General features: G+C 72.1%; 20 protein-coding genes. 10 read left to right on the top strand and 10 right to left on the bottom strand.

Annotation, left to right across the window (positions count from 1 at the left end; genetic code table 11):
* The first annotated feature begins 34 nt into the window (after positions 1-34).
* From BUB75_RS26070 to BUB75_RS26060, 3 genes are read left to right on the top strand one after another with little or no spacing between them, the layout of a single operon-like run.
* Positions 35-802, top strand: coding sequence for a type 1 glutamine amidotransferase (locus BUB75_RS26070; protein ID WP_218617766.1), 768 nt, complete (start codon positions 35-37; stop codon positions 800-802).
* Positions 799-3,897 (top strand): bifunctional [glutamine synthetase] adenylyltransferase/[glutamine synthetase]-adenylyl-L-tyrosine phosphorylase, encoded by a 3,099-nt coding sequence (locus BUB75_RS26065; RefSeq protein WP_073260445.1) that lies wholly within the window; start codon positions 799-801, stop codon positions 3,895-3,897. Before BUB75_RS26070 ends, BUB75_RS26065 begins: the two co-directional genes overlap by 4 nt.
* Complete coding sequence (locus BUB75_RS26060; RefSeq protein WP_143175406.1) at positions 3,890-6,076, top strand: hypothetical protein; 2,187 nt, start codon at positions 3,890-3,892, stop codon at positions 6,074-6,076. The genes BUB75_RS26065 and BUB75_RS26060 overlap by 8 nt, the downstream gene beginning before the upstream one ends.
* Before the next feature lie 95 nt (positions 6,077-6,171).
* On the opposite strand, the gene BUB75_RS26055 is transcribed toward BUB75_RS26060, so the two are convergent.
* Positions 6,172-7,692: a helix-turn-helix transcriptional regulator gene (locus tag BUB75_RS26055; RefSeq protein ID WP_073260444.1), complete on the bottom strand. Its 1,521-nt coding sequence runs from the start codon at positions 7,690-7,692 to the stop codon at positions 6,172-6,174.
* Positions 7,693-7,899: 207 nt separating this feature from the next.
* Here BUB75_RS26055 and BUB75_RS46465 point away from each other — a divergent pair, with 207 nt between their 5' ends.
* The 3 genes from BUB75_RS46465 to BUB75_RS26040 all read left to right on the top strand — a co-directional run bounded on the left by BUB75_RS46465 (position 7,900) and on the right by BUB75_RS26040 (position 10,938).
* Complete coding sequence (locus BUB75_RS46465) at positions 7,900-8,289, top strand: hypothetical protein (RefSeq protein WP_084741727.1); 390 nt, start codon at positions 7,900-7,902, stop codon at positions 8,287-8,289.
* 204 nt (positions 8,290-8,493) lie between these two features.
* The gene (locus BUB75_RS26045) at positions 8,494-9,276 is read left to right on the top strand and encodes a putative protein N(5)-glutamine methyltransferase (RefSeq protein ID WP_073260442.1); all 783 of its coding nucleotides are present in this window, start codon (positions 8,494-8,496) and stop codon (positions 9,274-9,276) included.
* A gap of 255 nt (positions 9,277-9,531) precedes the next feature.
* Entirely contained in the window at positions 9,532-10,938 is a 1,407-nt protein-coding gene (locus tag BUB75_RS26040; RefSeq protein ID WP_073260441.1) for an MFS transporter, read from the top strand.
* Between the two features lie 164 nt (positions 10,939-11,102).
* Here BUB75_RS26040 and glnA read toward each other — a convergent pair whose 3' ends face one another.
* Positions 11,103-12,524, bottom strand: a complete 1,422-nt coding sequence (gene glnA, locus BUB75_RS26035; protein ID WP_073260440.1) for a type I glutamate--ammonia ligase — start codon at positions 12,522-12,524, stop codon at positions 11,103-11,105.
* Between the two features lie 326 nt (positions 12,525-12,850).
* Between glnA and BUB75_RS26030 the strand changes: the two genes are divergently transcribed.
* Positions 12,851-13,165: an RDD family protein gene (locus BUB75_RS26030; RefSeq protein ID WP_218617765.1), complete on the top strand. Its 315-nt coding sequence runs from the start codon at positions 12,851-12,853 to the stop codon at positions 13,163-13,165.
* Positions 13,166-13,341: 176 nt separating this feature from the next.
* On the opposite strand, the gene BUB75_RS26025 is transcribed toward BUB75_RS26030, so the two are convergent.
* The 3 genes from BUB75_RS26025 to lipA form a co-directional block, all read right to left on the bottom strand.
* The gene (locus tag BUB75_RS26025) at positions 13,342-14,058 is read right to left on the bottom strand and encodes a DUF4191 domain-containing protein (RefSeq protein ID WP_073260438.1); all 717 of its coding nucleotides are present in this window, start codon (positions 14,056-14,058) and stop codon (positions 13,342-13,344) included.
* 59 nt (positions 14,059-14,117) lie between these two features.
* Positions 14,118-14,327, bottom strand: a complete 210-nt coding sequence (locus BUB75_RS26020; protein ID WP_178379974.1) for a hypothetical protein — start codon at positions 14,325-14,327, stop codon at positions 14,118-14,120.
* A gap of 138 nt (positions 14,328-14,465) precedes the next feature.
* On the bottom strand, positions 14,466-15,422 hold the full coding sequence (gene lipA, locus BUB75_RS26015) for a lipoyl synthase (RefSeq protein WP_073260436.1): 957 nt from the start codon (positions 15,420-15,422) through the stop codon (positions 14,466-14,468).
* Between the two features lie 225 nt (positions 15,423-15,647).
* Between lipA and BUB75_RS26010 the strand changes: the two genes are divergently transcribed.
* Positions 15,648-17,201, top strand: a complete 1,554-nt coding sequence (locus tag BUB75_RS26010) for a CocE/NonD family hydrolase (protein ID WP_073260435.1) — start codon at positions 15,648-15,650, stop codon at positions 17,199-17,201.
* On the opposite strand, the gene BUB75_RS26005 is transcribed toward BUB75_RS26010, so the two are convergent.
* Both BUB75_RS26005 and lipB read right to left on the bottom strand, forming a co-directional pair.
* A complete protein-coding gene (locus BUB75_RS26005; protein ID WP_073260434.1) occupies positions 17,198-17,608 on the bottom strand; it encodes a PPOX class F420-dependent oxidoreductase in 411 nt (136 codons plus the stop codon). The two genes, BUB75_RS26010 and BUB75_RS26005, sit on opposite strands and share 4 nt — an antisense overlap.
* A 104-nt stretch (positions 17,609-17,712) precedes the next feature.
* On the bottom strand, positions 17,713-18,369 hold the full coding sequence (gene lipB, locus BUB75_RS26000; RefSeq protein WP_073260620.1) for a lipoyl(octanoyl) transferase LipB: 657 nt from the start codon (positions 18,367-18,369) through the stop codon (positions 17,713-17,715).
* 116 nt (positions 18,370-18,485) lie between these two features.
* Between lipB and BUB75_RS25995 the strand changes: the two genes are divergently transcribed.
* On the top strand, positions 18,486-20,630 hold the full coding sequence (locus BUB75_RS25995) for an MMPL family transporter (protein WP_084741780.1): 2,145 nt from the start codon (positions 18,486-18,488) through the stop codon (positions 20,628-20,630).
* On the opposite strand, the gene BUB75_RS25990 is transcribed toward BUB75_RS25995, so the two are convergent.
* Entirely contained in the window at positions 20,577-21,407 is an 831-nt protein-coding gene (locus BUB75_RS25990; RefSeq protein WP_073260432.1) for a HEAT repeat domain-containing protein, read from the bottom strand. The two genes, BUB75_RS25995 and BUB75_RS25990, sit on opposite strands and share 54 nt — an antisense overlap.
* Positions 21,408-21,642: 235 nt before the next feature.
* Between BUB75_RS25990 and BUB75_RS25985 the strand changes: the two genes are divergently transcribed.
* Positions 21,643-22,137, top strand: a complete 495-nt coding sequence (locus BUB75_RS25985) for a hypothetical protein (RefSeq protein WP_073260431.1) — start codon at positions 21,643-21,645, stop codon at positions 22,135-22,137.
* Here BUB75_RS25985 and BUB75_RS25980 read toward each other — a convergent pair.
* Together BUB75_RS25980 and sucB are read right to left on the bottom strand one after the other, a co-directional pair.
* Positions 22,091-22,984 (bottom strand): TIGR01777 family oxidoreductase, encoded by an 894-nt coding sequence (locus BUB75_RS25980; protein ID WP_073260430.1) that lies wholly within the window; start codon positions 22,982-22,984, stop codon positions 22,091-22,093. The genes BUB75_RS25985 and BUB75_RS25980 overlap by 47 nt on opposite strands.
* Positions 22,985-23,092: 108 nt before the next feature.
* Complete coding sequence (gene sucB, locus BUB75_RS25975) at positions 23,093-24,913, bottom strand: 2-oxoglutarate dehydrogenase, E2 component, dihydrolipoamide succinyltransferase (protein WP_073260429.1); 1,821 nt, start codon at positions 24,911-24,913, stop codon at positions 23,093-23,095.
* Between the last annotated feature and the right edge of the window lie 37 nt (positions 24,914-24,950).

The following is a 24,950-nucleotide window of genomic DNA, read 5'->3' as shown; positions in this document are numbered from 1 at the left end:
GCGTGCCCGCGCGGGCAGTCGATAGCCTGCAAGGGTGAGCAACCCACGACTGCTGGTCGTCCAGAACGACGCCGAGGACGACGCCCGCCGACTGGGTGACTGGCTCACCGAAGCCGGCGGGGAGCTCCACGTGGTGCGGGCCAACGACGGCGAGCCGCTCCCGGCCGACCTGACCGGCTACGACGGCCTGGTCGTGCTCGGTGGCGCCCAGCCCGCCTACGACGTCGACGGGAAGCCCGCATCGCCGTGGTTCCCGGCGTTGCGGGGCCTCCTGCGCGAAGCGGTGGCCAACCGCGTGGCCACGCTCGGCGTGTGCCTCGGCGGTCAGCTGCTCGCCGGTGCGCTGGGCGGCCGGGTCGAGCCGGCCCGCAACGGACCGGAGATCGGGGCGTTCCTGGTCGCCAAACGCGACCTGGCCGAGACCGACCCGCTGTTCGCGATGCTGCCGTTCACTCCCGACGTGTACCAGTGGCACGTCGACGAGATCACCGTGCTGCCGCCGGGTGCGGTCCTGCTGGCGTCCTCGCCGCGGGTGCCGCACCAGGCGTTCCGGCTCGGCGAGCGGGCCTGGGGCATCCAGTTCCACATCGAGTGCGACGTGCCGATGCTCGCTGACTGGGCGGCGAGCGACGACGGCTCGTTGAGCCGGACCGGCCTCGACGCCGAGGACGTACTCACCCGCTGCGCCGCCGTGGAGGACGACATCGAAGAAGTGTGGCGTCCGTTCGCCGGGCGGTTCGTCGCGCTGGCCGCCGGCCGTCTCTCCGGCCGCGGCATCCCGCTGCCGGTGGTAGACGCATGACCCGGCCCCAACCGGTCGGCACCAGCCGGTTGGCGCGGCTCGGTTTCGTCAACCCGGGGCGCGCCGCCGAACTGCTCGGTCCCGACGGCCTCGGGTGGTGGAGCCCGGAGACGTCCACACCGGCCGGTCCGGACGGCGAGGTGCTGATCACCGAACTCGCGGCCGCCGCCGACCCCGACCTGGCGGTGCTCACCCTGCACCGGTTGAACGCCGGTCAGAAGGACCCGACGACGCTGACCGAGGCCCTCCGGACGGACGTCGGTCTCCGGCACCGGCTGGTGGGCATCCTCGGAGCGTCCGCGGCGCTCGGCGATCACCTGTGCGCGTTCCCCGACGAGTGGCGCGCGTTGGTGACCGGTGTGTGGGAGCCTTCCCCGCCGTCACCCGAACTGCTCCGTGAAATCCTGTTGGACGCTGTGGGCGCGCCCACCGACGCCGGGGAGACCTGGGGTAGCGGCGGGGTGAAGGCTCGGGGTGCCGGGCCGGAGATCGTCGCCGATCTGCGGCTGGCCTACCGGCGCTGTCTGCTGCGCACGGTGGCCAGGGACCTGAGCGACGCCGGGCCGAACGGCCGCTCGGACGTCGCGATGATCGCCACCGAACTGGCCGACCTCGCCGAGGCGACGGTGCGGGCAGCGCTCGCGGTGGCCGCAGCCGCACTTCCGGACGACGCTCCCGCGGTCCGGCTCGGCGTCATCGGGATGGGCAAGTGCGGCGGCCGGGAGCTCAACTACGTCAGCGACGTCGACGTGGTGTTCGTGGCCGAACCGGGTGCGCCCGGCGAAGATTTCCCGGCGACGGAGAACCCGGGACCGGCACTCCGTACCGCGACCACGCTGGCCGGCACGATGATCCGGATCTGCAGGGACGTGGCCTGGCAGGTCGACGCGGCGCTGCGGCCGGAGGGCAAGGACGGGCCGCTGGTCCGGACCCTGGCTTCGCACGCCGCGTACTACAAGCAGTGGGCCCGCACCTGGGAGTTCCAGGCGCTGATCAAGGCCCGTCCGATCGCCGGTGACCTCGACCTGGGCATGGCGTGGATGGCCGAGGTGACGCCGCTGGTCTGGGGCACCACCACCGGCTCGTCGCGCCGCGAGGGTGCGGCCGGCCGCGAGGGCGCGGTGGCCGAGATCCGCGCGATGCGCCAGCGGGTCGAGCAGTCGCTGCCGGTCAAGGAGGCCCCGCGGGAGATCAAACTGGGCCCCGGTGGCCTGCGGGACATCGAGTTCGCGGTGCAGCTGCTGCAACTCGTCCACGGTCGGGGCGACGCGACGCTGCGCAGCGGCAACACGCTGGACGCGCTGCGGGCGCTGATCGACGGCGGGTACGTGGGTCGGCTCGACGGTGAAGCGCTCGACTCGTCCTACCGGTTCCTCCGCACGGTCGAACACCGCCTGCAACTGCAGCGCCTACGCCGTACCCACCGGCTCCCGACCGACCACGACGAGCTGCGGTGGCTCGCCGCGACGCTCGGGCACCGCGGTGGCGGCGACCCGGTGGAGGGTTTCTCCGCGGAGTGGGCCCGGCACGCGCGCGAGGTCCGCAGGCTGCACGAGAAGCTCTTCTACCGGCCGCTGCTGGAGGCGGTTGCCACGGTCTCCAACGAGGACCTGCGGATGCTCCCGGCGTCCGCGCAGGCTCGGCTGGAGGCGCTCGGGTTCAGCGACCCGGCCGGCGCGCTGCGGCACGTCCAGGCGTTGACGCAGGGCGTGTCCCGGCGGGCGCACATCCAGCGGGCGCTGCTACCCGCGATGCTGGGGCTGTTCGCCGACGCGCCGGACCCGGACGCCGGCCTGCTCGCCTACCGGCAGGTGTCCGACCGGCTCGGCGCCACGCCCTGGTTCCTGCGCCTGGTGCGGGACGAGGGGCTGGTGGCCGAGCGGCTGCCGACCCTGCTCGGGACCAGCGCTTACGTCGCCGACCTGCTCACCCACGACCCGGAGGGGCTGCGGCTGCTGGCCGACGACGCCGAGCTGGTGCCACGGTCCCGTGACGTCCTGCACGGGGCGCTGCGCGCTGCGGCCGGCCGGCACTCGGAAGCGGAGTCCTCGGTGGTGGCTGCCCGGGCGCTGCGCCGTCGTGAGCTGCTGCGGACCGCGTTCGCGGACCTGCTCGGCTTCGACGACGTCTCAGCGGTCGGCCGCGCGCTGACCGACGTCACGGACGCCGTCCTGGTGGCTGCGCTCTCGGTCGCGGAGCGAGTGGTCGCCGAGAACCGGGGCGGCCGGCTGCCGATGCGGATGGCGATCATCGGCATGGGGCGGCTCGGCGGCGCGGAGATGTCGTACTCCTCCGACGCCGACGTGATGTTCGTCCACGAGCCGCTCGACGGCGCGACCGAGCAGGAGGCGACGGTCGCGGCCCGGGCGGTGGCCGAGGAACTGCGCCGGTTGCTCAGCTCGCCGGCTCCGGACCCGCCGCTCGGGATCGACGCGAACCTGCGTCCGGAGGGGCGGCAGGGTCCGCTGGTGCGGTCGATGGGTTCGTACAGCGAGTACTACCGACGCTGGTCGAAGCCGTGGGAATGGCAGGCGCTGCTGCGCGCCCGGCCGGTCGCCGGCGACGAGGACCTCGGGCGGCGGTTCATCGAGCTGATCGACCCGCTGCGCTACCCGGCCGAGGGCCTGGACGCGTCCGCGATCACCGAGATCCGCCGGATCAAGGCCCGGGTGGACGTCGAGCGGCTGCCACGCGGCGCCGACCCCGCCACCCACACGAAACTCGGGCGCGGCGGGCTCGCCGACGTCGAATGGACCGTGCAGCTGTTGCAGTTGCGCTCCGGGGCGAAGGTGCCGGGGCTGCAGACGACGCAGACGATCGCGGCGCTGGAGGCGGCACGGGACGCCGACCTCATCACGGCGGCCGACCACGACGCGTTGGTCGCGGCGTGGGAGATGGCGGCGGAGGTCCGGAACGCGTTGATGCTCGTCCGGGGTCGCCCGTCGGACCAGTTGCCGCGGCACGGGAGCGAGTTGCACGGGGTGGCGCGGGCGCTCGGGCGACCCGCCGACGCCGATACCGGCGAGTTCCTCGACGACTATCTGCGGACGATGCGGCACGGACGGCAAGCGGTGGAGCGGGTGTTCTATGCCTGAAACGGTGTCGCCGGCGTCGCCCCACCGGGACGCGCCGACCTCGGATTCGTCCGCGTCTGCCGCAGCCGAAACGGACACCGACGCGTCGTCCTCGGCGTCATCCTCCGACGGCGAGCCGGGCGCGGCGGCTCCGGTCTCGCCGCCGGTGGAGGCCGCGGACGCCGCCGCGCCGTCCGCGGCGGCGCCGGCTGACGAGGTCGCCGCCGCGGCGGATGAGGCGCGGCCCGCGTCTGCGGCGGATGAGGCTCGGCCCGTGGCCGCGGCGGGCGGGGCGCGGCCCGCGTCTGCGGCGGCGGCCGATGAGTCTGGGCCCGCGTCGGCGGAGGCGTCGGTGGCGCCGGAGGCGGAGCCGGTGGCGGTCGAGTCGGCGGCGCCCGCGGAGGCGCCGGTGGCGGCGCCTGCTGGGGCTGGCTCGCGGGCTGTCGTCGATGCGGGCGCTCAGGTGAGGGCCGCGGAACCCGCGACGGCTATGCACGGAGGGCTCGGCGGCGTGAGCCTTCGGCTGCCGGTCGGCTCGGAGCCACCGCGGCGCGACGGCGGACGCTGGGACGGTTTCCTGGACCGTCTGCTCCCGGAGTCCCACCGCATGCCGGTGACCGTCACATTCCTGACGTCCCTGCTGCTCGCGGTCGGTTTCCTGTCGCTCCCACTGGCAGGCACCGACCTGTCCGCGCAGGTCGCCCGCGGTCACTTCTTCGACGAGCACGGCTTCGTCCCGATCGACTTCCGCTGGTACGGCGGCGTCTATCCGTTCGGCTACAGCGCGTTCACCGGCCCGGCGAACGCGATCTTCGGCTCCCGTGGCGTCGGCGCGATCTCGGTCGTCGTCTCGGCCGTCGCGTTCGCCTGGTTGCTCGCCCAGGTCGGCGCCAGGCGTCCGCTCACGGCCGGCGTGCTGGGCGCCGTCACCGGCGTGTTCAACCTGGTCAGCGGCCGGACGACGTTCGCGATGGGCATCGCGCTCGGGATGCTCGCGCTCTGCGTCATCGCCGCCTCGGCCCACCGCTACCGGGCGCCGTACGGCACGGCCGGGCACTGGATCAGGGGCCTGTTCTCCTCCCGCGCGACCTGGTGGGAACTGCTGCTGGCCGGAGCGCTCGCCGCCGCGAGCACCGCGGCCAGCCCGGTCGCCGGGCTGTTCGTCGGGTTGTGCGGCGCCGCCCTTCTCCTCTCCGGGATGGTCACCGAGGGCCTGGTCCTCGGCATCGGCGCGGGCATCGCGATGGCCGTGCCGACCTTCGTCTTCCACGACGGCGGTGTGCAGCCGTTCAGCGAGGAGTCGATGAAGGTCTGCGTGGCGGCGTGCCTCGCGGTCGTGCTGCTGGTGCCGCGCCGTGGCTACCAGGCGGTGCGGATCGCGGCCCTGCTGTCGGCGGTCGGCGCCGCGTTGACGTACTACACGGACAACCCGGTCGGCAGTAACGTCGTCCGGCTGTCGATGCTGTTCGCGGCGCCGGTCGTCGTCGCGATCTCCACGCTCGACCGGCGGCTGCTGGCCGGTGTCGTCGCGTTGCTCTGCTGGTGGCAGCCGCCGTTGATCGGTGGCGACCTCGCCTACGCGGGCGCGCGCGAAGCGACCCGGCTGTACTACCAGCCGCTGATCGCCCAGCTGGAACACCGCGGCCCGGTGGGCCGCGTCGAGGTGGTGCCGCTCCGCGACCACTGGGAGTCGACCTACGTCGCGGACGTGGTCCCGATCGCGCGCGGCTGGGAACGCCAGGTGGACGTCGATCGCAACCCGTTGTTCTACGACGACACGCTCGCCCCGGACACGTACCTCTCCTGGCTCTACGAGAACGCGGTCAGCTACGTGGCGGTGCCGCGGGAATCGCGGCTGGACCCCGCAGGGCGCGAAGAGGCCGCGCTGGTCGAGGCGAACCTCTCCTACCTGCGCAAGGAGTGGGAGAACAGCGACTGGTCGCTCTACCGGGTGGTCGGCGGACCGGCCGTGGTGCCGTACCCGGCGCAGCTGGTGTCCAGCGGGGCGACCGGCGTCCGGTTCACCAGCCCGGTCGCGACCGACCTCACCGTGCGCGTGCGGTGGTCGCCGTGGCTGACGCTGCGCGGGCCGGAGGGCTGCATCGAGCCCGACGGCACCTGGGTGAAAGTGAAGCTGCAGCGGGCCGGTACGTACTTCCTGACCGGGACGTTCGACCAGCCCTGGCGCTCCCGCTGCTGACCGCGCACTCCCGCCGCACGCGCTGGGGCGGCCCAGCCTCAGGCCGCCGAGCCTCGGGCCGCTCGCGTCCGGGCACGCGCTCAGGCTGCGCGCGCTCAGGCTGCGCGGCTGAGGACCGTGCGGACGGGCGCCGGGCGGCCCGATCCCTCGGCCGCCCTGGCGAGTTCTTCCGCCGCACCGGCCTGGGCCAGCACGGACGCCGAGCCGGTGGCCTCGCCCACTGCCCGGCTCCACGCCGCGGCCCGCAGCGCCTCGTCCGCCGCGCCGAGGCGGGCGTACGCCTCGGCGAGCCAGCCGGTGACCAGACCGCGATTGCGCCGGTAGACCGGAGCGAGCCCGGCCAGCGCCGTGCGGAGCTGTACCGCGGCCTCCGCCGGAGCGTCGAACCGCAGCGCGCAGGCGCCGCGGTGCGCGAGCACCCACGCGCGAGTGCAGTGGCCGCCGTAGCCGGCCCGTCCGTCTCCTGCGGTCTCGCGGGTGTCGGCGAGAGCGGCAGCCCGGCGTAGCAGGGCTACGCAGCGGCGCCGGTCGCCGACCGCCGCGTAGGCCCGCGCCTGCTGGACGTGCAGCGCCGCGGCCAGCGGGGGATCCGCGTCCGCACCGGACCGCCGCGCTGCCCGCGCGAGCGACAGCGCACCGGCGGCGTCGCCCCCGGCGGCCCGCAGCTGGCTGCGCCGGTGCAGCACCCAGGCCAGCGCGGTGCGGTCGTCGCCCTCGTGCGCCCAGTCGAGCGCCCGGTCGGCCCAGACCGTGGCGTGATCGAGCTGCCCGACGTCCTGGTGCAGCCAGGCGGCGGTCTCCGCGTACCGGACGGAGAGGCAGAGCAACGCGGTGCGGGCCGGGCCGGCGGCGGTTCGCAGCAGCGTCGCCAGCGTCGACAGGTGATCGAGCGCGGTGGGCAGCGCGGCTTGCGGACCGAGCAGGTTGTCGGTGCGGACGAGGAGGTGCCAGTGCTGCCGCAGGTGCTCGATCGCCTCCTCGACCGGCACCGGCCCGGACGGTGCGTCCGCCGCGAACGCGGCCGCAGCAGCGCGTCCGGCTGCACCGGGCGAGTCCGACGCAGAACGGCCACCTGCGCGGGGCTCGCGTGACGCGGGCTGGCTGGAGGCGCCGGGTTCGCGTGACGCGGAGTGTCCGGAGGCGCCGGTCTCCCGCGACGCTGGGCGTCCGGTGGCGTCGGGTTCGTGTGATGCGGTGTGTCCGGTGGCGCCGGGTTCGTGTGATGCGGTGTGTCCGGCGGCGCCGGGTTCGCGTGACGCGGTGTGTCCGGCGGCGCCGGGTTCGCGTGACGCGGTGCGTCCGGTGGCGTCGGGCGGGCCGGACGGGGAACCGGAGGACGCGGGCGGCGAGGACCCGGCACGCGGGTGGGCGGCCGTGCCGAGCGCCCTTCGAGCCGCTTCCAACGTGCCGCCGGTGCCGAGGGCGGCGTCGCAGCGGCGGTACAGGTCGACCGCGCGGACGTCGCCCGCCTCGGCGTTCGCGATCGACGACCGGCTGTACCGCACCCGCAAGGCGAGTTCGCGCTGCGTCAGACCGGCTCGTGTCCGGTGCTGCCGGAGCGCCGCCGCCAGCCGGTGCGCGTCGGCAACCGGCGACCTCTGATCCACCCGATCCATGCGCCTCACCCTCCCCCGGCGAATCCAATTTGTCCCCTGACCGAGGCGTCCGGTCCAGTGCCGCGGGCGTCCGGACACTGTCCGGTCTTGTCCGGCCGTCCGTCCGGTGTCCGGCATCGTAGAAGCGCCGTCGGACATTTCCCCGGACCGACTTTGCTGCCTCCACGAACGCCGGAAACGCCGGCGTCCGACGGGGAGGTAGCACCGATGGCCGAGCGCAATCCCTGGTTCGACCCCACGCCCGTGCGGGCAACGCCGCCCACGCCGCCCACGCCGCCTGCGCCGCCTGCGCCACCCGCGCCGCCTGCGCCACCCGTGCGGCCCGGGCGGCCCGCGCGGTCTCGCACCGGTCAGCCCGACCCCGCCGAGGAGGATCCACCGTCGCCCTGGCAGCTCCGTCCGCTGCCTCGAACCCGGTGGCTGCTGCTGCGGGAGGAGGTACCGGTCGCCGTGCTCGGCGTGCTCAGTACCGGCGAATGGTGGATCTGCCCGGTGGAGGAATCGCTGCCGTGGGCCGAGACGTACGCCTCCCGCCGTGCGGCGACCCGCGCGGTGTTGATCTGGTGGATGCACACTCATCCGTTCACGGACGACTGAGGCTCCCGGGCGGGGCGCGAAGTTCGCTCGCCGGGGCCGCGTCTCGCCGGTACTGTGTGCGTCGTTCGGATCCGTGCACGAGTCGAGGAGGTGAGACCCATCAACGTCTGGTTTGGCTGGGTGCTCCCTCCTCACCGCCGTCCGGGCTCCTCCCGGTAGGGGAGGGACCGCGGGAGCGCCCTTCAACAGGTGAAAGGCCCTCTCATGTCGGTTTCCTCGCTGTTCCCTTCCGAGTCGGTCATCGTGAGCCGTCTGCGTGCCGCCGGATGCGTCTTCGCGGAGGACGAAGCCCAGCTGCTCATAGCCGCGTCGCCGTCGCCCAACAAGCTGATCGCCATGGTCGATCAACGCATCGCCGGTCTGCCCCTCGAACACGTCCTCGGCTGGGCTGAGTTCTGTGGGCTCCGGATCACCGTCGACCCGGGGGTGTTCGTGCCCCGGCGCCGGACCGAGCTGCTCGTTCGGCAGGCCGCGGCGCTGGCTCCGTCGGCGGCGACGATCGTCGACCTGTGCTGCGGCTCGGGGGCGCTGGGCGTTGCGCTGGCGGCTGCTCTGGACGGCGTCGCGCTGCACGCGGTCGACATCGACCCCGCCGCCGTCCGGTCCGCGCGGCGCAACGTGCTCCCGGTCGGCGGGCATGTGTACGAGGGCGACCTCTACGCGCCGCTCCCGCCGACGCTGCGCGGCCGGGTGGACGTCCTGCTCGCCAACGCGCCGTACGTCCCGACCGAGGCGATTCGGCTGCTCCCGCCGGAGGCGCGTGTGCACGAGCATCGGGTCGCGCTCGACGGTGGTCCGGACGGACTCGACGTGCTGCGGCGGGTGATCCGGGACGCGGCGAGCTGGTTGGCGCCCGGGGGACACCTGCTGGTGGAGACCAGCGAGCGCCAGGCGCCGACGCTCGCGTCGTTCGTCACGGCGTCCGGGCTGGACTGCCGGACGGTGTCCGCCGACGAAGCGCACGTCCTCGTGGCCACCGCCGCCTAACGGCGACGAGCTCGCCGCGCGCTACGCCTGGGCGACGAGATCGCCGCGCTACGCCTGGGCGACGAGGTCGCCGCGCTACACCCGGGCGACGAGGTCGCCGCGCGCTACGCCCGCGCTGCCGATCCGCTGGCAGCCGGTCGCGGATCACCTGTTCCGGGCGAGGCGGTGATCCCGCGCGGACGCGAGGATCAGGGCGCAGATTGCCCCAGCCCCGCGGGCCGACGGCTCGCGGGACGGGAGAGAAGGGCGGACGCAGTGGCCGACGAGCACTCGGCGGGACGACCGACGACCGCACAGCGGCGGGCCCTGATCCCGCTCGCGCTGGCCCAGTTCATCTGCAGCTTCGCCGGTTCGAACATGAACGTGATGATCAACGACATCAGCTCCGATCTGGACACCACGGTGCAGGGTGTGCAGACCGCGATCACCGCGTTTCTCCTGGTGATGGCCGCGTTGATGATCCCCGGCGGCAAGCTCACCGACCGCTACGGGCGGAACCGGTGCTTCCTCGCGGGGCTGGCCCTGTACGGCGTCGGCGCGCTGGTGAGCGCGCTGGCGCCGGGCTTGGGTGTGCTGATCCTCGGCTACTCGATCCTGCAAGGGGTGGGCACCGCGCTCCTGATCCCGCCGGTCTACATCCTCACCACGTTGCTCTTCACCGGCCTGACGTCCCGTGCTCGCGCGTTCGGCGTGATCAGCGCGCTGGGCGGCGTCGGCGCCGCGGCCGGCCCTCTGATCGGCGGGCTCATCACCTACGCGATCAGCTGGCGGGTGGCGTTCGTCTTCCAGGCGGTGATCGTCGGCGTGATCGTCTGGCTGGCCCGCCGGATCCGCGACCCGCTTCCGGCGAACCCCACGCTGCCGTTCGACGGGCGGGGCGCGGCCCTGTCAGCGGTCGGGCTGATACTGCTGGTGCTGGGAATCCTGGCGGCCGACGACAACGTCTGGTTGATGCTCGGGCTCATCGCCGCAGGCGCCGCCGTGCTGGCGTGGTTCTTCCGTTCCACGCGCGCCCGGGAGCGGGCCGGCGACGAGGTCCTGCTGCCGACGCGCCTGTTCCGCAACCGCACGTCCAATCTCGGCCTGGTCACCCAGAACGCGCAGTGGCTGGTGCTGATGGGGTCATCGTTCGTGGTCTCGGCCTACCTGCAGGTCGTCCGCGGCTACGACGCGATCGAGACCGGCGTCATCTTCACCGCGGTCACGGTCGGCCTCCTCACGTCGTCGCTGGCCGCCGCGCGACTCGCCAAGCGCCGGTCGCAGCGCACGCTGATCATGGCGGGCTTCGGCCTCACGGCCTGCGGCATCGGGGTGCTGCTGGCGATGGTGATCGGCTCGCCCAGCGCGTGGGCGTTCGCGCCGGGGCTGCTGCTGATCGGGTTCGGTCTGGGCGCCATGCTGACCCCGTCGGTGAACGTCGTCCAATCGAGCTTCGACGAGGACCTGCAGGGCGAGATCTCGGGTCTCTCGCGCAGCGTGTCCAACCTGGGCTCGTCGCTCGGCACCGCGATCGCGGGCACGATCCTCGTCGCCGGTCTCACGAGCACGCCCGAGCGGGCGTACGGGTTGGCGATGGCGGTGCTGGCCGTGGTCTCGGTGACCGGCGTCCTGGTCGCGTGGCGTCTACCCACCTCGCTGTCGGCGGCCGACGCACGAGCCTGAACCTGCGTGGGGCGCCGGTACCCTCCGCTGCGTCGTCCCACGGATCGTCGCAAGGACCGGGATCTGCCGCTGATCGGCTGAGCGAAAAGCCGCCGGCCGCGTGCTCCGTGCGGAGCAGAGGCGGCCGGCGGCTCGGCGACGTCCTGACGGGGCCTACCGCTCGATCAGATGTCGAAGTACAGCGCGAACTCGTGCGGGGTCGGGCGCAGACGCACCGGGTCGACCTCGTTGGCCCGCTTGTACTCGATCCACGTCTCGATCAGGTCCGAGGTGAACACGCCACCCTCGAGCAGGTAGTCGTGGTCGACCTCGAGGCGGTCGAGCACCTCGGGGAGCGAGCCCGGAACCTGCGCGACCTCGGCCAGCTCGTCCGGCGGGAGCTCGTAGAGGTCCTTGTCGACCGGCGTCGGCGGCTCGATCTTGTTCTTGATGCCGTCCAGGCCGGCCATCAGCATCGCGGAGAACGCGAGGTACGGGTTGGCCGACGGGTCCGGCACCCGGAACTCGATCCGCTTGGCCTTCGGGCTGCTGACGATCGGGATACGCGTGCAGGCGGAGCGGTTGCGCTGCGAGTAGACCAGGTTGACCGGGGCCTCGTAGCCCGGCACCAGCCGGCGGTACGAGTTGACGGTCGGGTTGGTGAACGCGAGCAGCGACGGGGCGTGCTTGAGCAGACCACCGATGTACCAGCGCGCGGTGTCCGAGAGACCGGCGTAGCCGACCTCGTCGTACATGAGCGGGTTGCCGTCCTTCCACAGGCTCTGGTGGGTGTGCATACCCGAGCCGTTGTCACCGAAGAGCGGCTTCGGCATGAAGGTGACGGTCTTGCCGGCGTTCCACGCGGTGTTCTTGATGATGTACTTGAACAGCATCAGGTTGTCCGCGGAGTGCAGCAGCGTCGAGAACTTGTAGTTGATCTCGGCCTGGCCGGCGGTGCCCACCTCGTGGTGACCACGCTCGACGCTGATGCCCACCTGCTGCAGCTTCTGCACCATCTCGTCGCGCAGGTCGGCGTAGTGGTCGACCGGGGGGACCGGGAAGTACCCGCCCTTGTAGTTCGTCTTGTAGCCGCGGTTGCCGCCCTCTTCCTCGCGGCCGCTGTTCCAGGCGCCCTCGATCGAGTCGACGTAGTAGAACGAGCTGTGCTGGTTCGTGTCGAAACGAATCGAGTCGAAGATGTAGAACTCCGCCTCGGCACCGAAGTACGCGGTGTCGGCGATGCCGCTGGTGGCCAGGTACTGCTCGGCCTTCTTGGCGATGTTGCGCGGGTCGCGGGAGTAGGCCTCGCGGGTGAACGGGTCAGCGATGAAGAAGTTCAGCGCGACCGTCTTCTGCACTCGGAACGGGTCGACGAAGGCCGTCGAGACGTCCGGCAGCAGCAGCATGTCCGACTCGTGGATGGCCTGGAAGCCACGGATCGAGGATCCGTCGAACGCCAGTCCCTCTTCGAGGATGTCCGTGTCGAACGACTCGACCGGGACCGTGAAGTGCTGCATGACACCCGGGAGGTCACAGAACCGGACGTCCACGAAGCGAACGCCTTCGTCCTGGATGTACCGAATCAGTTCATCGGGCTGGGAAAACATCCGTCCTCCGTCAGTGTGGGTCGCTGGCCACAACGTAGGAAGCGCCCGTTGCCTGCCAATGTCCCATCAGTTTCGCGGATGTTAACCAGGGTGACGGTACGAAGGCGGGAGCGCCCATTCTCGGACAGCTTAGGACGAAGCAACGACGCTGCGTAGGCCGCCCCGGGTGTTCCGGCTCCGTACGTGTCAAACCTTGTTCACGCTGCGGGTTCACGGTTGGCTAGGCTCGGGGGGTGAGTGAGGACCGGTCCAGTGCGTCGCGCGGCGGTTCGGCCGCCGTCGAACTGCCAACTGCGTCATTCGGACGCCGTGTCGCGGCGTTTCTCGTGGATGGCGTGCTGTGCGCGATGGTCGCCGGGCTGTTCACCTACCCCGACCCTCCGGGCGGCTGGAGCACGCTCGTGTTCCTGGTCGCCTACACGCTCTTCATCGGGCTGTTCGGAGAGTCGCCGGGGATGCGGCTGCTCGGGATCCGCTGCCTGGGGGTCGCCGACAGCCGTCCGATCGGGCTCTTCCGGGGGCTGCTGCGCACGCTGCTGATCATCGTGCTGATCCCAGCGCTACTCACCACCGCCGACGGACGTCGCTACCACGACAAGATCGCCGGCAGCATCGTGCTCCGCAACGCGCCCACCGCATAGCCCGCCGCGCCGCCCCGCCCGCGACGCATGGCGCGCTGCACCCATGAGAGCGGCCCCACCTAGGCCACCCATAACGCGCCCAACCGGGTCCACTCCCAGGCCACCCCGCGGAACAACGCGGCTCGCCGCCAGGCGCGCGCAGTTGTCGTTCAAACAACGGCGCTGGAGCCCGCCGCTCACCGCCCCCGGTACATTTGTTGTTTGGCGCCCTTCATGGCCCGCGCGCTCTTCGGCATCGGGCCCTTGGGGATCGGGGGACGGGCGCCGCCGAGGCCCTGGAGCCGCTGCGCAACCTGCCCGACCTGCCCCGGCGTCAAGCTCTTCGGCAGCTTCTGCAGGTGCGACTGGAGCTTCCGGATCGAGACCTTGTCCTCGTCCTCGCCCACGATCACGTCGTGGATCGGCACGTCGGTGAGCACCCGGCTGATCCGCTTGCGCTCGGTGTTGACCAGCTGCTTCACCCGGTGGCTGGCGCCCTCGCCGAGCAGGATCACGCCCGGCCGCCCCACCACCCGGTGGACGACGTCCTGCTGCTGGCTGACCTGCACAGCGGGCGTGAACTTCCAGTTGCGCTGATTCCGGTTGCCCGGCATCGACTCGAGCACCGCCAGCGCGGCTCCCGGTTGCCCCTCCACCTGCGCATACGTCGCCTTCTGCACCCGCCGGCTGAACACGATCAGCGTGGCGAGGATCGCGATCAGCACCGCGAGCGGGACGATCACCCACAGCCCGGTGAACCAGGCGACCCCGATGCCGATGAGCAGCGGCACCAGGAACGCCACCAGCATCAGCGGGACGATCAGACGATCGTGCCCCCGAACGAACTTGAATACCTGGAAGATCTGCCGAAGCCGCTGGCGGAAGCCGACTTTCTCGGGGGTGGTGGAGGCCATAAGTCGAGTCTAGAGCGCCAGGCGCGGTAGGGAACCGTGAGCCTGGCTACCAGCGCAGTTCAGTGGGTGTGGCCGGCACCCCGGTTCGCCTGACGAACCACTCCGGGCACCGCGGTGAACGCGGTGGCGGCTTCGCGACGGTCACGGGCACGGCGGTTGTCTTCGCTCATTGCGGCCCAAGCGTTACGACGCGCGGTGCGCTGCCCACCTTCGGGGAGGAGCGCGATCGCGGACGTGAACAGCTGGCGCAGCGGCTCGACGGGAGTCACAGGCACCTCCTGCTTACTGTCAGTAGTAGGTCGTTTGCGGTCCGCACAGAACATCATGCCGGACCGTCATGTCCGATGTGTGTCCTCCGGATAACTGCTCCGGGACAGCTCAAACCGAACAGCGGTCGCTGAGCAGCGTTAATTGAACGCGACAGCAGGCGCGGACGCCGCCGCGCGAGCCTCGATCGCCTGCTGGTAGAGCCGGCCGGCGCGGTACGAGGAGCGAACCAGCGGTCCGGAGAGCACCCCGGCGAAGCCGATCTGCTCGGCCTCCTCACGGAATGCGACGAACTCCTCCGGCTTCACCCAGCGGGAGACCGGGTGGTGCCGCGCGGACGGACGCAGGTACTGGGTGATCGTCACCAGGTCGCAGCCGGCCTCGTGCAGGTCGCGCAGTGACGCGGAGACCTCCTCCGGCTCCTCGCCCATGCCCAGGATCAGGTTCGACTTGGTGACCAGCCCGGCGGCGCGGGCCTGGCGGATGACGTCCAGCGAACGCTCGTAGCGGAAGCCGGGGCGGATCCGCTTGAAGATCCGCGGCACGGTCTCGATGTTGTGGGCGAACACCTCGGGCGCAGCCTCGAACACCTGGCCGAGCAGCTCCGGCCGGGCGTTGAAGTCGGGCGCGAGCAGCTCGACACCGGTGCCCTGCCCCAGCCCGTGGATCTGCCGCACGGTCTCGGCGTAGAGCCACGCACCACCGTCGGCCAGGTCGTCGCGCGCTACGCCGGTGACGGTCGCGTAGCGCAGCCCCATCGAGGCGACGCTCTCCGCGACCCGCCGCGGCTCGTCCCGGTCGAGCGCCTGGGGCTTGCCGGTGTCGATCTGGCAGAAGTCACAGCGCCGGGTGCACTGGTCGCCGCCGATCAGGAACGTGGCTTCCCGGTCTTCCCAGCATTCGTAGATGTTCGGGCAGCCGGCCTCTTCGCACACCGTGTGCAGGCCCTCGCGCTTCACCAGGCCCTTGAGCTCGGTGTACTCGGGGCCCATCTTGGCCGTCACGCGGATCCAGGGTGGCTTGCGCTCGATCGGAGTCTCCGCGTTGCGGGCCTCCAACCGAAGCAGTTTGCGTCCTTCGGGCTGCACCGTCGTCACGTTCGTTGAGCCTACGCCGGATCACCGACAAGTCGCCGAGCCGCGGAACGCAGATTTGGTCGGGCGGTGGCCGCGGGGAAGTTGTCACCTCGTTGTCAGCGCGGAAACGAGCCGTTGGCTGTGGCGCGATGATACTTACGAACCGACTTGTCCGGATCTTGTGGTCTCGCTAGCGTGCGTGCGCCCCACCCACGGTGTCGAAGCTCACCTGAAGGAGCCCCGCTCGTGCGCCTACTCAGCCTGTTACTCGTTCTGGTGGTGGGGTGCGGAGTTCTCACACCGGCCGCCAGGGCGGACGAGAAGTTCACGGTCCGGTTCGTCGACCTCGCCGGGCACGACGGCATCAAGCTCGGCGCGAACGTCGTCACGCCGACGTCGCCCGGCCCGCACCCGCTGATCGTCCTCCCGGGGTCGTGGGGCGGTGGCAACACCCAGAACCTGCTGTGGTCGACCGAGCTCGCGAAGCGCGGCATGATCGCGGTCAACTACGCGACCCGGGGTGCTGGCGACTCCGGCGGCACCGTCGACTTCGCCGGCCCGGACGACGTCCGTGACGTGCGGTCGGTGATCAACTGGGCGCTCGCGAACACCGACGCCGACCCGGCGCGCATCGGGTTGGCCGGGATCTCCTACGCGGGTCCGATCATGCTCAACGCGGCCGCCGCCGACCCGCGGATCAAGGCCGTCGTGATGACCAGCGGGCTCGTCGACATCGAGGAGATGCTGATCCGTCAGGAGACCCGGTACGGGCTGCTCGCGCTCGGGTTCCGGGTGACCGCGGCGATCACCGCCCGGACCGCACCGGACTTCAACACGATGCTGGACGACTTCTTCGCGAACCGGAACATGGACGAGCTGCGCGCCTGGGCTCGGGAGCGCTCGCCGGTCACCCGGCTCGACGCGCTCAACCGGAACGGCACCGCGGTCTACATGGCGCACGCGTGGAACGATTCGGTCGCGCGGAACGGGCAGATCATGCGGTTCTACGACCGGCTCACCGGACCGAAGCGGCTGGAGCTCTACCCCGGCGACCACGTCAGCCCGGAGCTCACCGGCGTGCTGACGCTCCCCAACGAGGCGTTCGACACGCTCTACCGGTGGCTGGAGGTGCACGTCGCCGGAGTCCGGAACCCCGCCGACGTGGCGACGCCGATCCGGTTGCGCCCGCGCACGCCCGATCGGTCCGGCCCGCTGGAGACCTACCGGTCGACGGCCGAGTTCGAGGCGCCGGCCACCCGGTACGGGCTGGGGGCGCCGGGGACCGCGTTGGCGCCGGGGGAGACCTCGGCGTGGCAGTCGTCGATCACCGCCGATTCGACGACGTCCGACGCCGGCATCACGATGGGGACCTCGACGCTGGAGGCGCTGACCGGGCGTCCGCCGACCGTCTGGCTCCCCGGGGTGGACCGCCGCCGGGCGTTGCTGTGGCAGTCGGCGCCGCTGGCCAGGGCGACGAAGCTGCGCGGCACCGTCGACCTGCACTTGACGGTGGTGCCGAACGATGCGGTGGGAACCGTCTTCGGCTACCTCTACGCGGTGGACGGCGCGGGCACCGGTGAGCTGATCAACCACGCCTCGTTCACCTGGACCGGGGCGACTCCCGGGCGCGCACGGACGATCGACGTGCGGTTCGACCCGATGGCGTTCGACGTGCCCGCCGGACGGCGGCTGGCGCTGGTGGTGGACGCGAAGGACCTGATGTACCTGGACGAGAACACCACGGGGGAGACGCTGCGGTTCACCGGCCCGGCGTCACTCGACCTGCCGAGCCGAAACTAGGCCTCGAGCGTGATCTCCAGCCCGATCTGGCCGGGGCGTGCGATGCCGATCACCCGGCCGATCGCGGCGCCCAGCGCGGAGATCCGGAACTGCCAGCCGTACTTGGCCTTCATCGCGGTGTTCAGGGCCGGGTTCTCGTCCCGGCGCATGATGCGCGCGTGGGCCGCCACCGGTTCGCCGAGCAGCGAGCCACCGCGGTCACACGGGGCGACGGTGGCGACCGGCGTGTGCCGCAGCCGCTTGACCTTGCCGGACTCCGCGCCGGTCCAGACCAGCAGGTGGCCGCCCGACGGGGCGGCCCAGACCGGCGTCGGCACGGGGGTGCCGTTCCGGCGGTAGGTGGTGAGGCTCAGGTAGGGCTCGGCGGCCAGCGCGCTGAACGTGTCCGACGTGGTACCGCCATCCATCTGGGACACCTGGCCACCTCCGGTAGGGCGGATACGGTCGGGTCTGCCTACCACGAGTGTGGGCTTCCCGTCGGCCGTTACCCCCGCAACCGGGCCGCGAAACGTCAGACCCGGTCGGGTCCGCCCGCCAAAGAGGGGAGCCGCGGCTCCACCAGACCGACGACGTCATCGACGGTCACGGTCCGGCCCAACTCGGCCGTCAGCGACGTGACGCCGGCGTCCTGGATGCCGCACGGCACGATGCGGCCGAACGCGTCCAGGTCGGGGTTGCAGTTGAGCGCGAAGCCGTGCATCGCCACCCGGCGGCTCACCCGGACGCCGATCGCGGCGAGCTTCCGCTCCGGCCCGCGCTCGTCGGCGGGCACCCAGACGCCACTACGGCCCTCGACGCGGCCGGTCGCGAGGCCGAGGTCGGCGCAGACCTCGATCAGCATCGCCTCGATCCGGCGGACGTAGGCCACCACGTCCAGCGGGCGCGGCAGCTGGACGATCGGGTAACCCACCAGCTGACCGGGGCCGTGCCAGGTGATCTTGCCGCCGCGGTCCACATCGACGACCGGGGTGCCGTCGAACGGCCGCTCCCAGTCCTCGGTGCGGCGGCCGGCCGTGTAGACGTTCGGGTGCTCGAGCAGCAGCACGGTGTCCGGAATCGCGCCGTCGACGCGCGCCGCGTGCAGCCGGCGCTGCTCGTCCCAGGCCTCGCGGTACTCGATCAGACCCGGCAGCCGCCGGACGTCGGTAGGCGCCGTCGGGACCAGCATCTCCGTCATGGTCGCGAGCCTACGCCGCGCGGTGGCGCCCGACCGTGCGCCAGGTCACGTCCTCACTCACGCCGCTCACCACGCCATCGTGCACGGGTAGCGATAGCGTGCGGCGGGTGAGGAACGTCCGCTGGCTGGTGCCCGCGCTCTTGATCGTCGGCTGGTTGGTCGTCGGCGGAGTGTTCGGTCCGTACCAGGCGAAGCTGTCCGAGGTCCAGAAGAACGACAACGCCGCGTTCCTGCCGAGCAGCGCGGAGGCCACCGAGGTAGCCGAACTGCAGGAGCGGTTCGTCGACCAGCCGACGGTGCCCGCGATCGTCGTCTACCTGCACCGCGGCGGCCTGACGCTGGAGGACGCCCGCACGATCCAGGGCGACGTGGCGAAGATCCGCGCCGCGAACATCACGGTCGGCGAGATCTCGCCGATCATCCCGTCCCGGGACGGCGAGGCAGCGCAGGTCATCGTGCCGCTCGCCGGCGCCGACGGCGAGGTCACCGAGCGCGAGGTGTCGCTGATCCGCGACATCGTGCAACGCCCGGGGCCGCTGACCGCGCACGTGGCCGGGCCGTCCGGCATCATCGCGGACTTCTTCGAGGTCTTCGGCGCGATCGACGGCCTGCTGATCGGCGTCACCGCGCTGGTCGTCGCGGTGATCCTGATCGTGGTGTACCGCAGCCCGATCCTGCCGCTGGTCGTGCTGACCACGGTGGGGCTGGCGCTCGGTGCCTCGGCGGGCGTCGTCTACGCGCTGACGAAGAACGGGACGCTCGACCTCAACGGTCAGTCCCAGGGCATCCTCTCGGTGCTGGTGTTCGGCGCCACCACCGACTACGCGCTGCTGCTGATCGCCCGCGCGCGGGAGGAGTGCGGCAGGCACGCGAGCCGCTGGGACGCCGTGCGGGCCGCCTACAAGGGCGCGTTCGAGCCGATCGTCGCGTCCGGCGGCACGGTCATCGCCGGCCTGCTGTGCCTGCTCTTCTCCGACCTGGCGTCCAACCGCAGCCTGGGGCCGATCGGAGCGATCGGCATCGTCGCGGCGCTGCTCGCCTCGCTCACGTTCCTGCCCGCGGTGCTGGCCCTGCTCGGGCGCGCGGCGTTCTGGCCGTTCATGCCGCGCTACGGCTCGGAGCGCGCGCTGCGGCACGGGATCTGGGACCGGGTCGCGCAGATGGTGTCCCGGCGGCATCGCCGGATCTGGATCGTCACCTCGCTGGTGCTGCTGCTCGCCGCGGCGTTCGCCCCGACGTTCCGGGCGAACGGCGTCACTCAGACCGACGCGTTCCTGAAGCGGGTGGACGCGGTGCAGGGCGAGGAGATCCTGCAGGGGTACTTCCCGGCCGGGTTCGGGACGCCGGCGGTGGTGATCGGCCGGGCGGAGGCGCTGGAGCCGATGGTCACCGCGGTGAAGAGCGTGGACGGCGTCGAGGCGGTCACGCCGTTCACCGGCACGCTGGACTTCGACCCGAACGCGAAGGCGAAGCCTCCGAAGATCGTCGACGGCCTGGTCGAGATCGACGTCACGCTGGCCGACGCCGCCGACAGCCCCACGGCGATGCGCGCCGTCCGCGACCTGCGCGAAGCCCTGCACGCCGTGCCCGGTGCGGACGCGCTCGTCGGCGGGTACACCGCGACGCTGCTGGACACCCAGACGACGACCAGCCGTGACCTGCGGACGATCGTCCCGATCGTGCTCGCGGTGATCTTCGTGATCCTGGCGCTGCTGCTCCGTGCGCTGGTGGCGCCGCTGATGCTGATCGCCACCGTCGTGCTCTCGTTCGGCGCGACGCTGGGCGTCGCCGCGCTCGTCTTCGACCACCTCTTCGGGTTCCCGGGGTCGGACCCGGTGGTCCCGCTGTTCGCGTTCGTGTTCCTCGTCGCGCTCGGGATCGACTACAACATCTTCCTGATGACGCGGGTCCGCGAGGAATCGCTGCGACACGGCACCCGAGCCGGCACGCTCACCGGCCTGCGGGTCACGGGCGGCGTGATCACGTCGGCCGGCGTTGTGCTCGCCGCGACGTTCGCCGCGCTGTCGGTGCTGCCGATCCTGTTCCTCGCCCAGATGGCGTTCCTGGTCGCGTTCGGCGTCCTGCTCGACACGCTGGTGGTGCGGTCGCTGCTGGTGCCCGCCGCGACGCTGGAACTCGGGCGGCGGATCTGGTGGCCCAGCCGCGCCGCCCGGATCGTCGACGCCGACGACGAGGAGTCAGTGCAGGACGCCCGCCCACCCGTGAGTGCGGGCGATCGCGCCGAGCGTTGAGTCATCCAGCGCGCCCAGCGCGTCGGTGTCGTTGCCCAGCCGCGAGGCCACCGCGCTCGCCAGCTCGGTCGCGCGGTACGGCGCCAGCTCGAGCAGGTCCAGCGCGATCCGCCACCAGCCGGGGTTGGCGTCCACCGCGAGCGGGCCGCCGCAGCGGTACCAGACGGCCAGGCCCTCGATCAGGTCGGCGCCCAGACCGTCCGGGTCGGTGAGCCGGGCGACCGCAGCCACCGTGCGTGCCGCGCCGCCGTCCCAGCCGTCGAGGTGACGCAGGACGAGCGGGTGCAGCGACGTGTCGCCGAGCGCGCCGGCCGCCTCCACCTCCAGCAGCCAGACGTCCGACCGGCACAGGGCGGTCCGGACCGCGGGGAGCGCACGCGGGTCGCGCCGGCGGGCCAGGCCGATCAGCGCTTCGCGGCGGGCCTCGCCGTGCCGGTCGGTGAGCCGGGCGGCCAGTGCCTCGCGGATCGTCGGGCCGTCGATCTCGTCCATCTGCGTGCCGAGCCCGAAGCACGCCCAGTTGCGGACGTCACCGTTCGGGTCGGCCGTGAGGCTGATCAGCGCGTCGACCGCGAGCGGTGCGAACGGTGCGTTGATCTCCATCGCGGCCAGGTGCGGCAGTGCACGGGCGACCGCCGTGCGGACCGCGGGCGCGTCGTGGTCGACGAGCCCCAGGACGGGCCCGAATGCCGCGACCTCTCCGGCGGCCGCGTCGACGGCGCCCGCGAGGTCGTCCGGCTCCGAGGTCGGGTCCCCGGCGAGTGTGGTGAGGTCCATGCGATCACCGTCCCCCGAACGCGAACGCCTTACACCGGAACAATCGCATCCTCCGGTGGGGATGAGACTACGGCGCGCCGTCCCGTTTGTGACCGGCTCCTTCAGATGCTTGTGGATAACTACGTTTGCGCCAGTGCCGGATGTCCCGAATATGCCGCTCTGGTGTCGGTCAGACGAAATGCGCTTGTGGACGCTCGACGCGGCGCCGATCCGGCCGGGCTAGCGTCCCCGGGCCATGGACGGAACTTCACTGGCCGAATTACTCGCGCGGGTCGACCGGGTGCGGTGCGGCGAAGCAGTCGCGCTGTTCGCACCGCTCGCCGACGCGCTGGCGGCCGCACACGCCGCGGGCGGCACACACGGTGCGGTCGGCGCCGACACCGTCGTGGTGGCGCCCGACGGCATCCCGTACTTGGACGCGGGCCTGGCTCCGGGCGCACCACCCCCGGACGACGTCCGGGACCTCGCCGCTCTCCTCGTCATCGCGCTGGTCGGGCCGTGCGGCGTCGACGACTGGGCCGAGCGCGCCTTCGCGCTCGGGGTGCCCGCCGGGCTGGTGACGATGCTGGCCGGCGCGCTCGCGACCGAGCCGGAGCGGCGTCCCACCGCCGCCGAAGTCGCCACCGCACTCCGAAAGACGTGCGACCCGCTCCCGCTCGACCGCCTACTCGTAATCGAGGATCTCAGTGCAGGGCATACCGAAGCGCCGACGCCACCGTCGGATCAGTGAACGTGAACCCGTGGTCCAGCAACACGCCGGGGATCGCCCGCTGACCGCTCAGCACGCCCTCGTCGGCGAAGTCGGCCAGCGCGATCCGCAGCGCGAACGCCGGTACCCGCAGCACGGTCGGCCGGTGCACCTGCCGCCCGAACTCCGCGGTGAACTCCGCGTTGGTCACCTGCTCCGGCGCGGTGAGGTTCACCGGCCCGGAGATCTCGTCGGTGTCGATCAGGAACCGGATCGCGGCGACCTCGTCGCGCAGCGAGATCACCGGCCAGTACTGGCGCCCGGTGCCCAGCGACCCACCCAGCCCCATCATGAACAGCGGCTTCAGCCGACCCAGCAGGCCGCCCGACGGCGCCAGCACCAGGCTGGAGCGGAGGTGCGCGACCCGCACACCCGCCTCCTCGGCCGGCGTCGTCGCGCCCTCCCACGCGCGGCAGAGGTCGGCGAGGAACGTGTTGCCCGCCGGGGCGTCCTCGCGGATCTCCCGGTCGCCGGTGTCCCCGTAGTAGTCGATGCCGGACGCCGAGATCAGCGTCCGGGGAGGCTTCTCGGCCCTGGCGGCGGCGGTCGCGATCGTGGTGGTGCCGTCGACCCGGCTGTCGATCAGCTTCGCCTTGTACCGCGACGTCCAGCGCCGGTCCCCGACGCCCGCGCCGGCCAGGTGCACGACCGCGTCGACGCCGGAGAGCACCTCCGGGTCGAGGCGTCCGGTGGCCGGGTCCCACCGCTCCTCGTCGGGCCGGGTCGGTTCGCGGCGCACCAGCCGGGTCACCGTGTGCCCGTCCAGTCGCAGCGACTCGACGAGGGCCGTTCCGATCAGGCCGCTGGCACCGCTCACCACGATCCGCATGGAGAGATCGTCTCGCGGCGGCACACCGCGCGCGAGTCGGGGCGCGCCGGGAACGGCACCGGCCCGCCCCTGACGGGACGGGCCGGTGCCGGTGTCGTGCCGGGAAACTCAGGCCAGGCCGAGCTCGCCCTCGAACGCCCCACCCTCCAGGCGCTCCTTGACCGCGGTGAGGAACCGCGCGGCGTCCGCGCCGTCGACGATCCGGTGGTCGTAGGAGAGCGCCAGGTACACCATCGACCGCGGCGCGATCACCTCGCCGAGGTTCGGGTCGTTGATCACCACCGCGCGCTTCACCACGGCGCCGGTGCCGAGGATCGCCGAGTTCGGCTGGAAGATGATCGGCGTGTCGAACAGGGCGCCGCGGCTGCCGGTGTTGGTCAGCGTGAACGTGGCGCCGGCCAGCTCGTCCGGGCTGACCTTGTTGTTGCGGGTGCGGTCCGCGAGGTCGGCGATCTTCCGGGCCATGCCGGCCAGGTTGAGGTCACCGGCCTCCCGCACGGTCGCCACCAGCAGGCCGCGCTCGGTGTCGACGGCGATGCCCAGGTGCTCGGCGTCCGGGTAGGTGACCGTGCCTTCCTCGAGGTTGAGGATCGAGTTGACCTGCGGGTACTGCTGCAGGGCCTCGACGGCGGCGACCGCGAAGAACGGCAGGAACGAGAGCTTCACGCCGTGCCGGGCCTGGAAGTCGTTCTTGGCGCGCTGCCGCAGCTGGGCGATCTTCGTGACGTCCACCTCGACCACCGTGGTCAGCTGCGCCGCGACCTGCAGCGACTCGACCATGCGCTGGGCGATCACCTTGCGCAGGCGGCTCAGCTTCTCGGTGCGGCCGCGCAGCGGCGACGGCTGGGCCGGAGCCTTCGGCGCGGCGGCCGGGGCCGCCGCGGAGGCAGCGGCGGGCGCCGGAGCCGCGGCGGCTGCCTTCTTGGCCTCGGCAGCGTCCAGGATGTCCTGCTTGCGGATCCGGCCACCGACCCCGGTGCCCTTGACGCTGTTCAGGTCGATGCCGTGCTCGTTGGCGAGCTTGCGGACCAGCGGCGTCACGTAGGCGCCGTGACCGTTGTCGGTCGACTCGGCAGCCGGGGCGCTGGGGGCTGGGGCGCTGGGCGCCGGGGCGCTCGCGGCCGGCGGCGGCGTGGACTCGACCGCGTTCCGGGCCGGGGCCTCGGACTCCTCGGCCGGCGGGTTCTCCGGCTCGGCCTGCTTCGGCTCGGGCTTCGGCTCCGACTCCGGCTCGGCCTGCGCGGCGGGCTCCTGCTCGGGGGCGTCCTGCTTCGGGGCGTCCTGCTTCGCCGGTGCGGCACCGGCCGCGCCGATCACACCGAGCTCGCCGCCGACCTCGACAGTGGCGTCCTCGTCCGCGGTGATCGAGAGGAGGGTGCCTGCCACCGGGGAGGGGATCTCGGTGTCGACCTTGTCGGTGGACACCTCCAGCAGCGGCTCGTCGACGGCGACGGTGTCGCCGACCTGCTTGAGCCAGCGGGTCACGGTGCCCTCGGTGACCGACTCGCCGAGCGCGGGCATCTTCACCGACGTGCTCTCGCCACCGCCGTCGGCGGGCTCGGCTTCGGCCTGCGGCGCGGGCGTGTCCTCCGGCGCGTCGGTGGAGGGCGCCTCCGCGACGGGCGCCTCGTCCGGAGCGTCCACGGTCTGCTCCTCGGCCGGGGCCGGTGCGCCGGAATCGGCGTCCTCACCGGCCTCGCCGATCACGCCGAGCTCGCCGCCGACCTCGACAGTGGCGTCCTCGTCCGCGGTGATGGAGAGGAGGGTGCCTGCCACCGGGGAGGGGATCTCGGTGTCGACCTTGTCGGTGGACACCTCCAGCAGCGGCTCGTCGACGGCGACGGTGTCGCCGACCTGCTTGAGCCAGCGGGTCACGGTGCCCTCGGTGACCGACTCGCCGAGCGCGGGCATTGAGACGGAGGTCGGCATGGTCTGTGCGGCTCCTTGAACTATTCGGGCAGTGGAT

It is taken from the genome of Cryptosporangium aurantiacum (assembly GCF_900143005.1).
Classification (GTDB): domain Bacteria; phylum Actinomycetota; class Actinomycetes; order Mycobacteriales; family Cryptosporangiaceae; genus Cryptosporangium; species Cryptosporangium aurantiacum.
The sequence above is the reverse complement of the archived record's forward strand: the minus strand, read 5'-3'. Positions and strand labels throughout refer to the sequence as shown.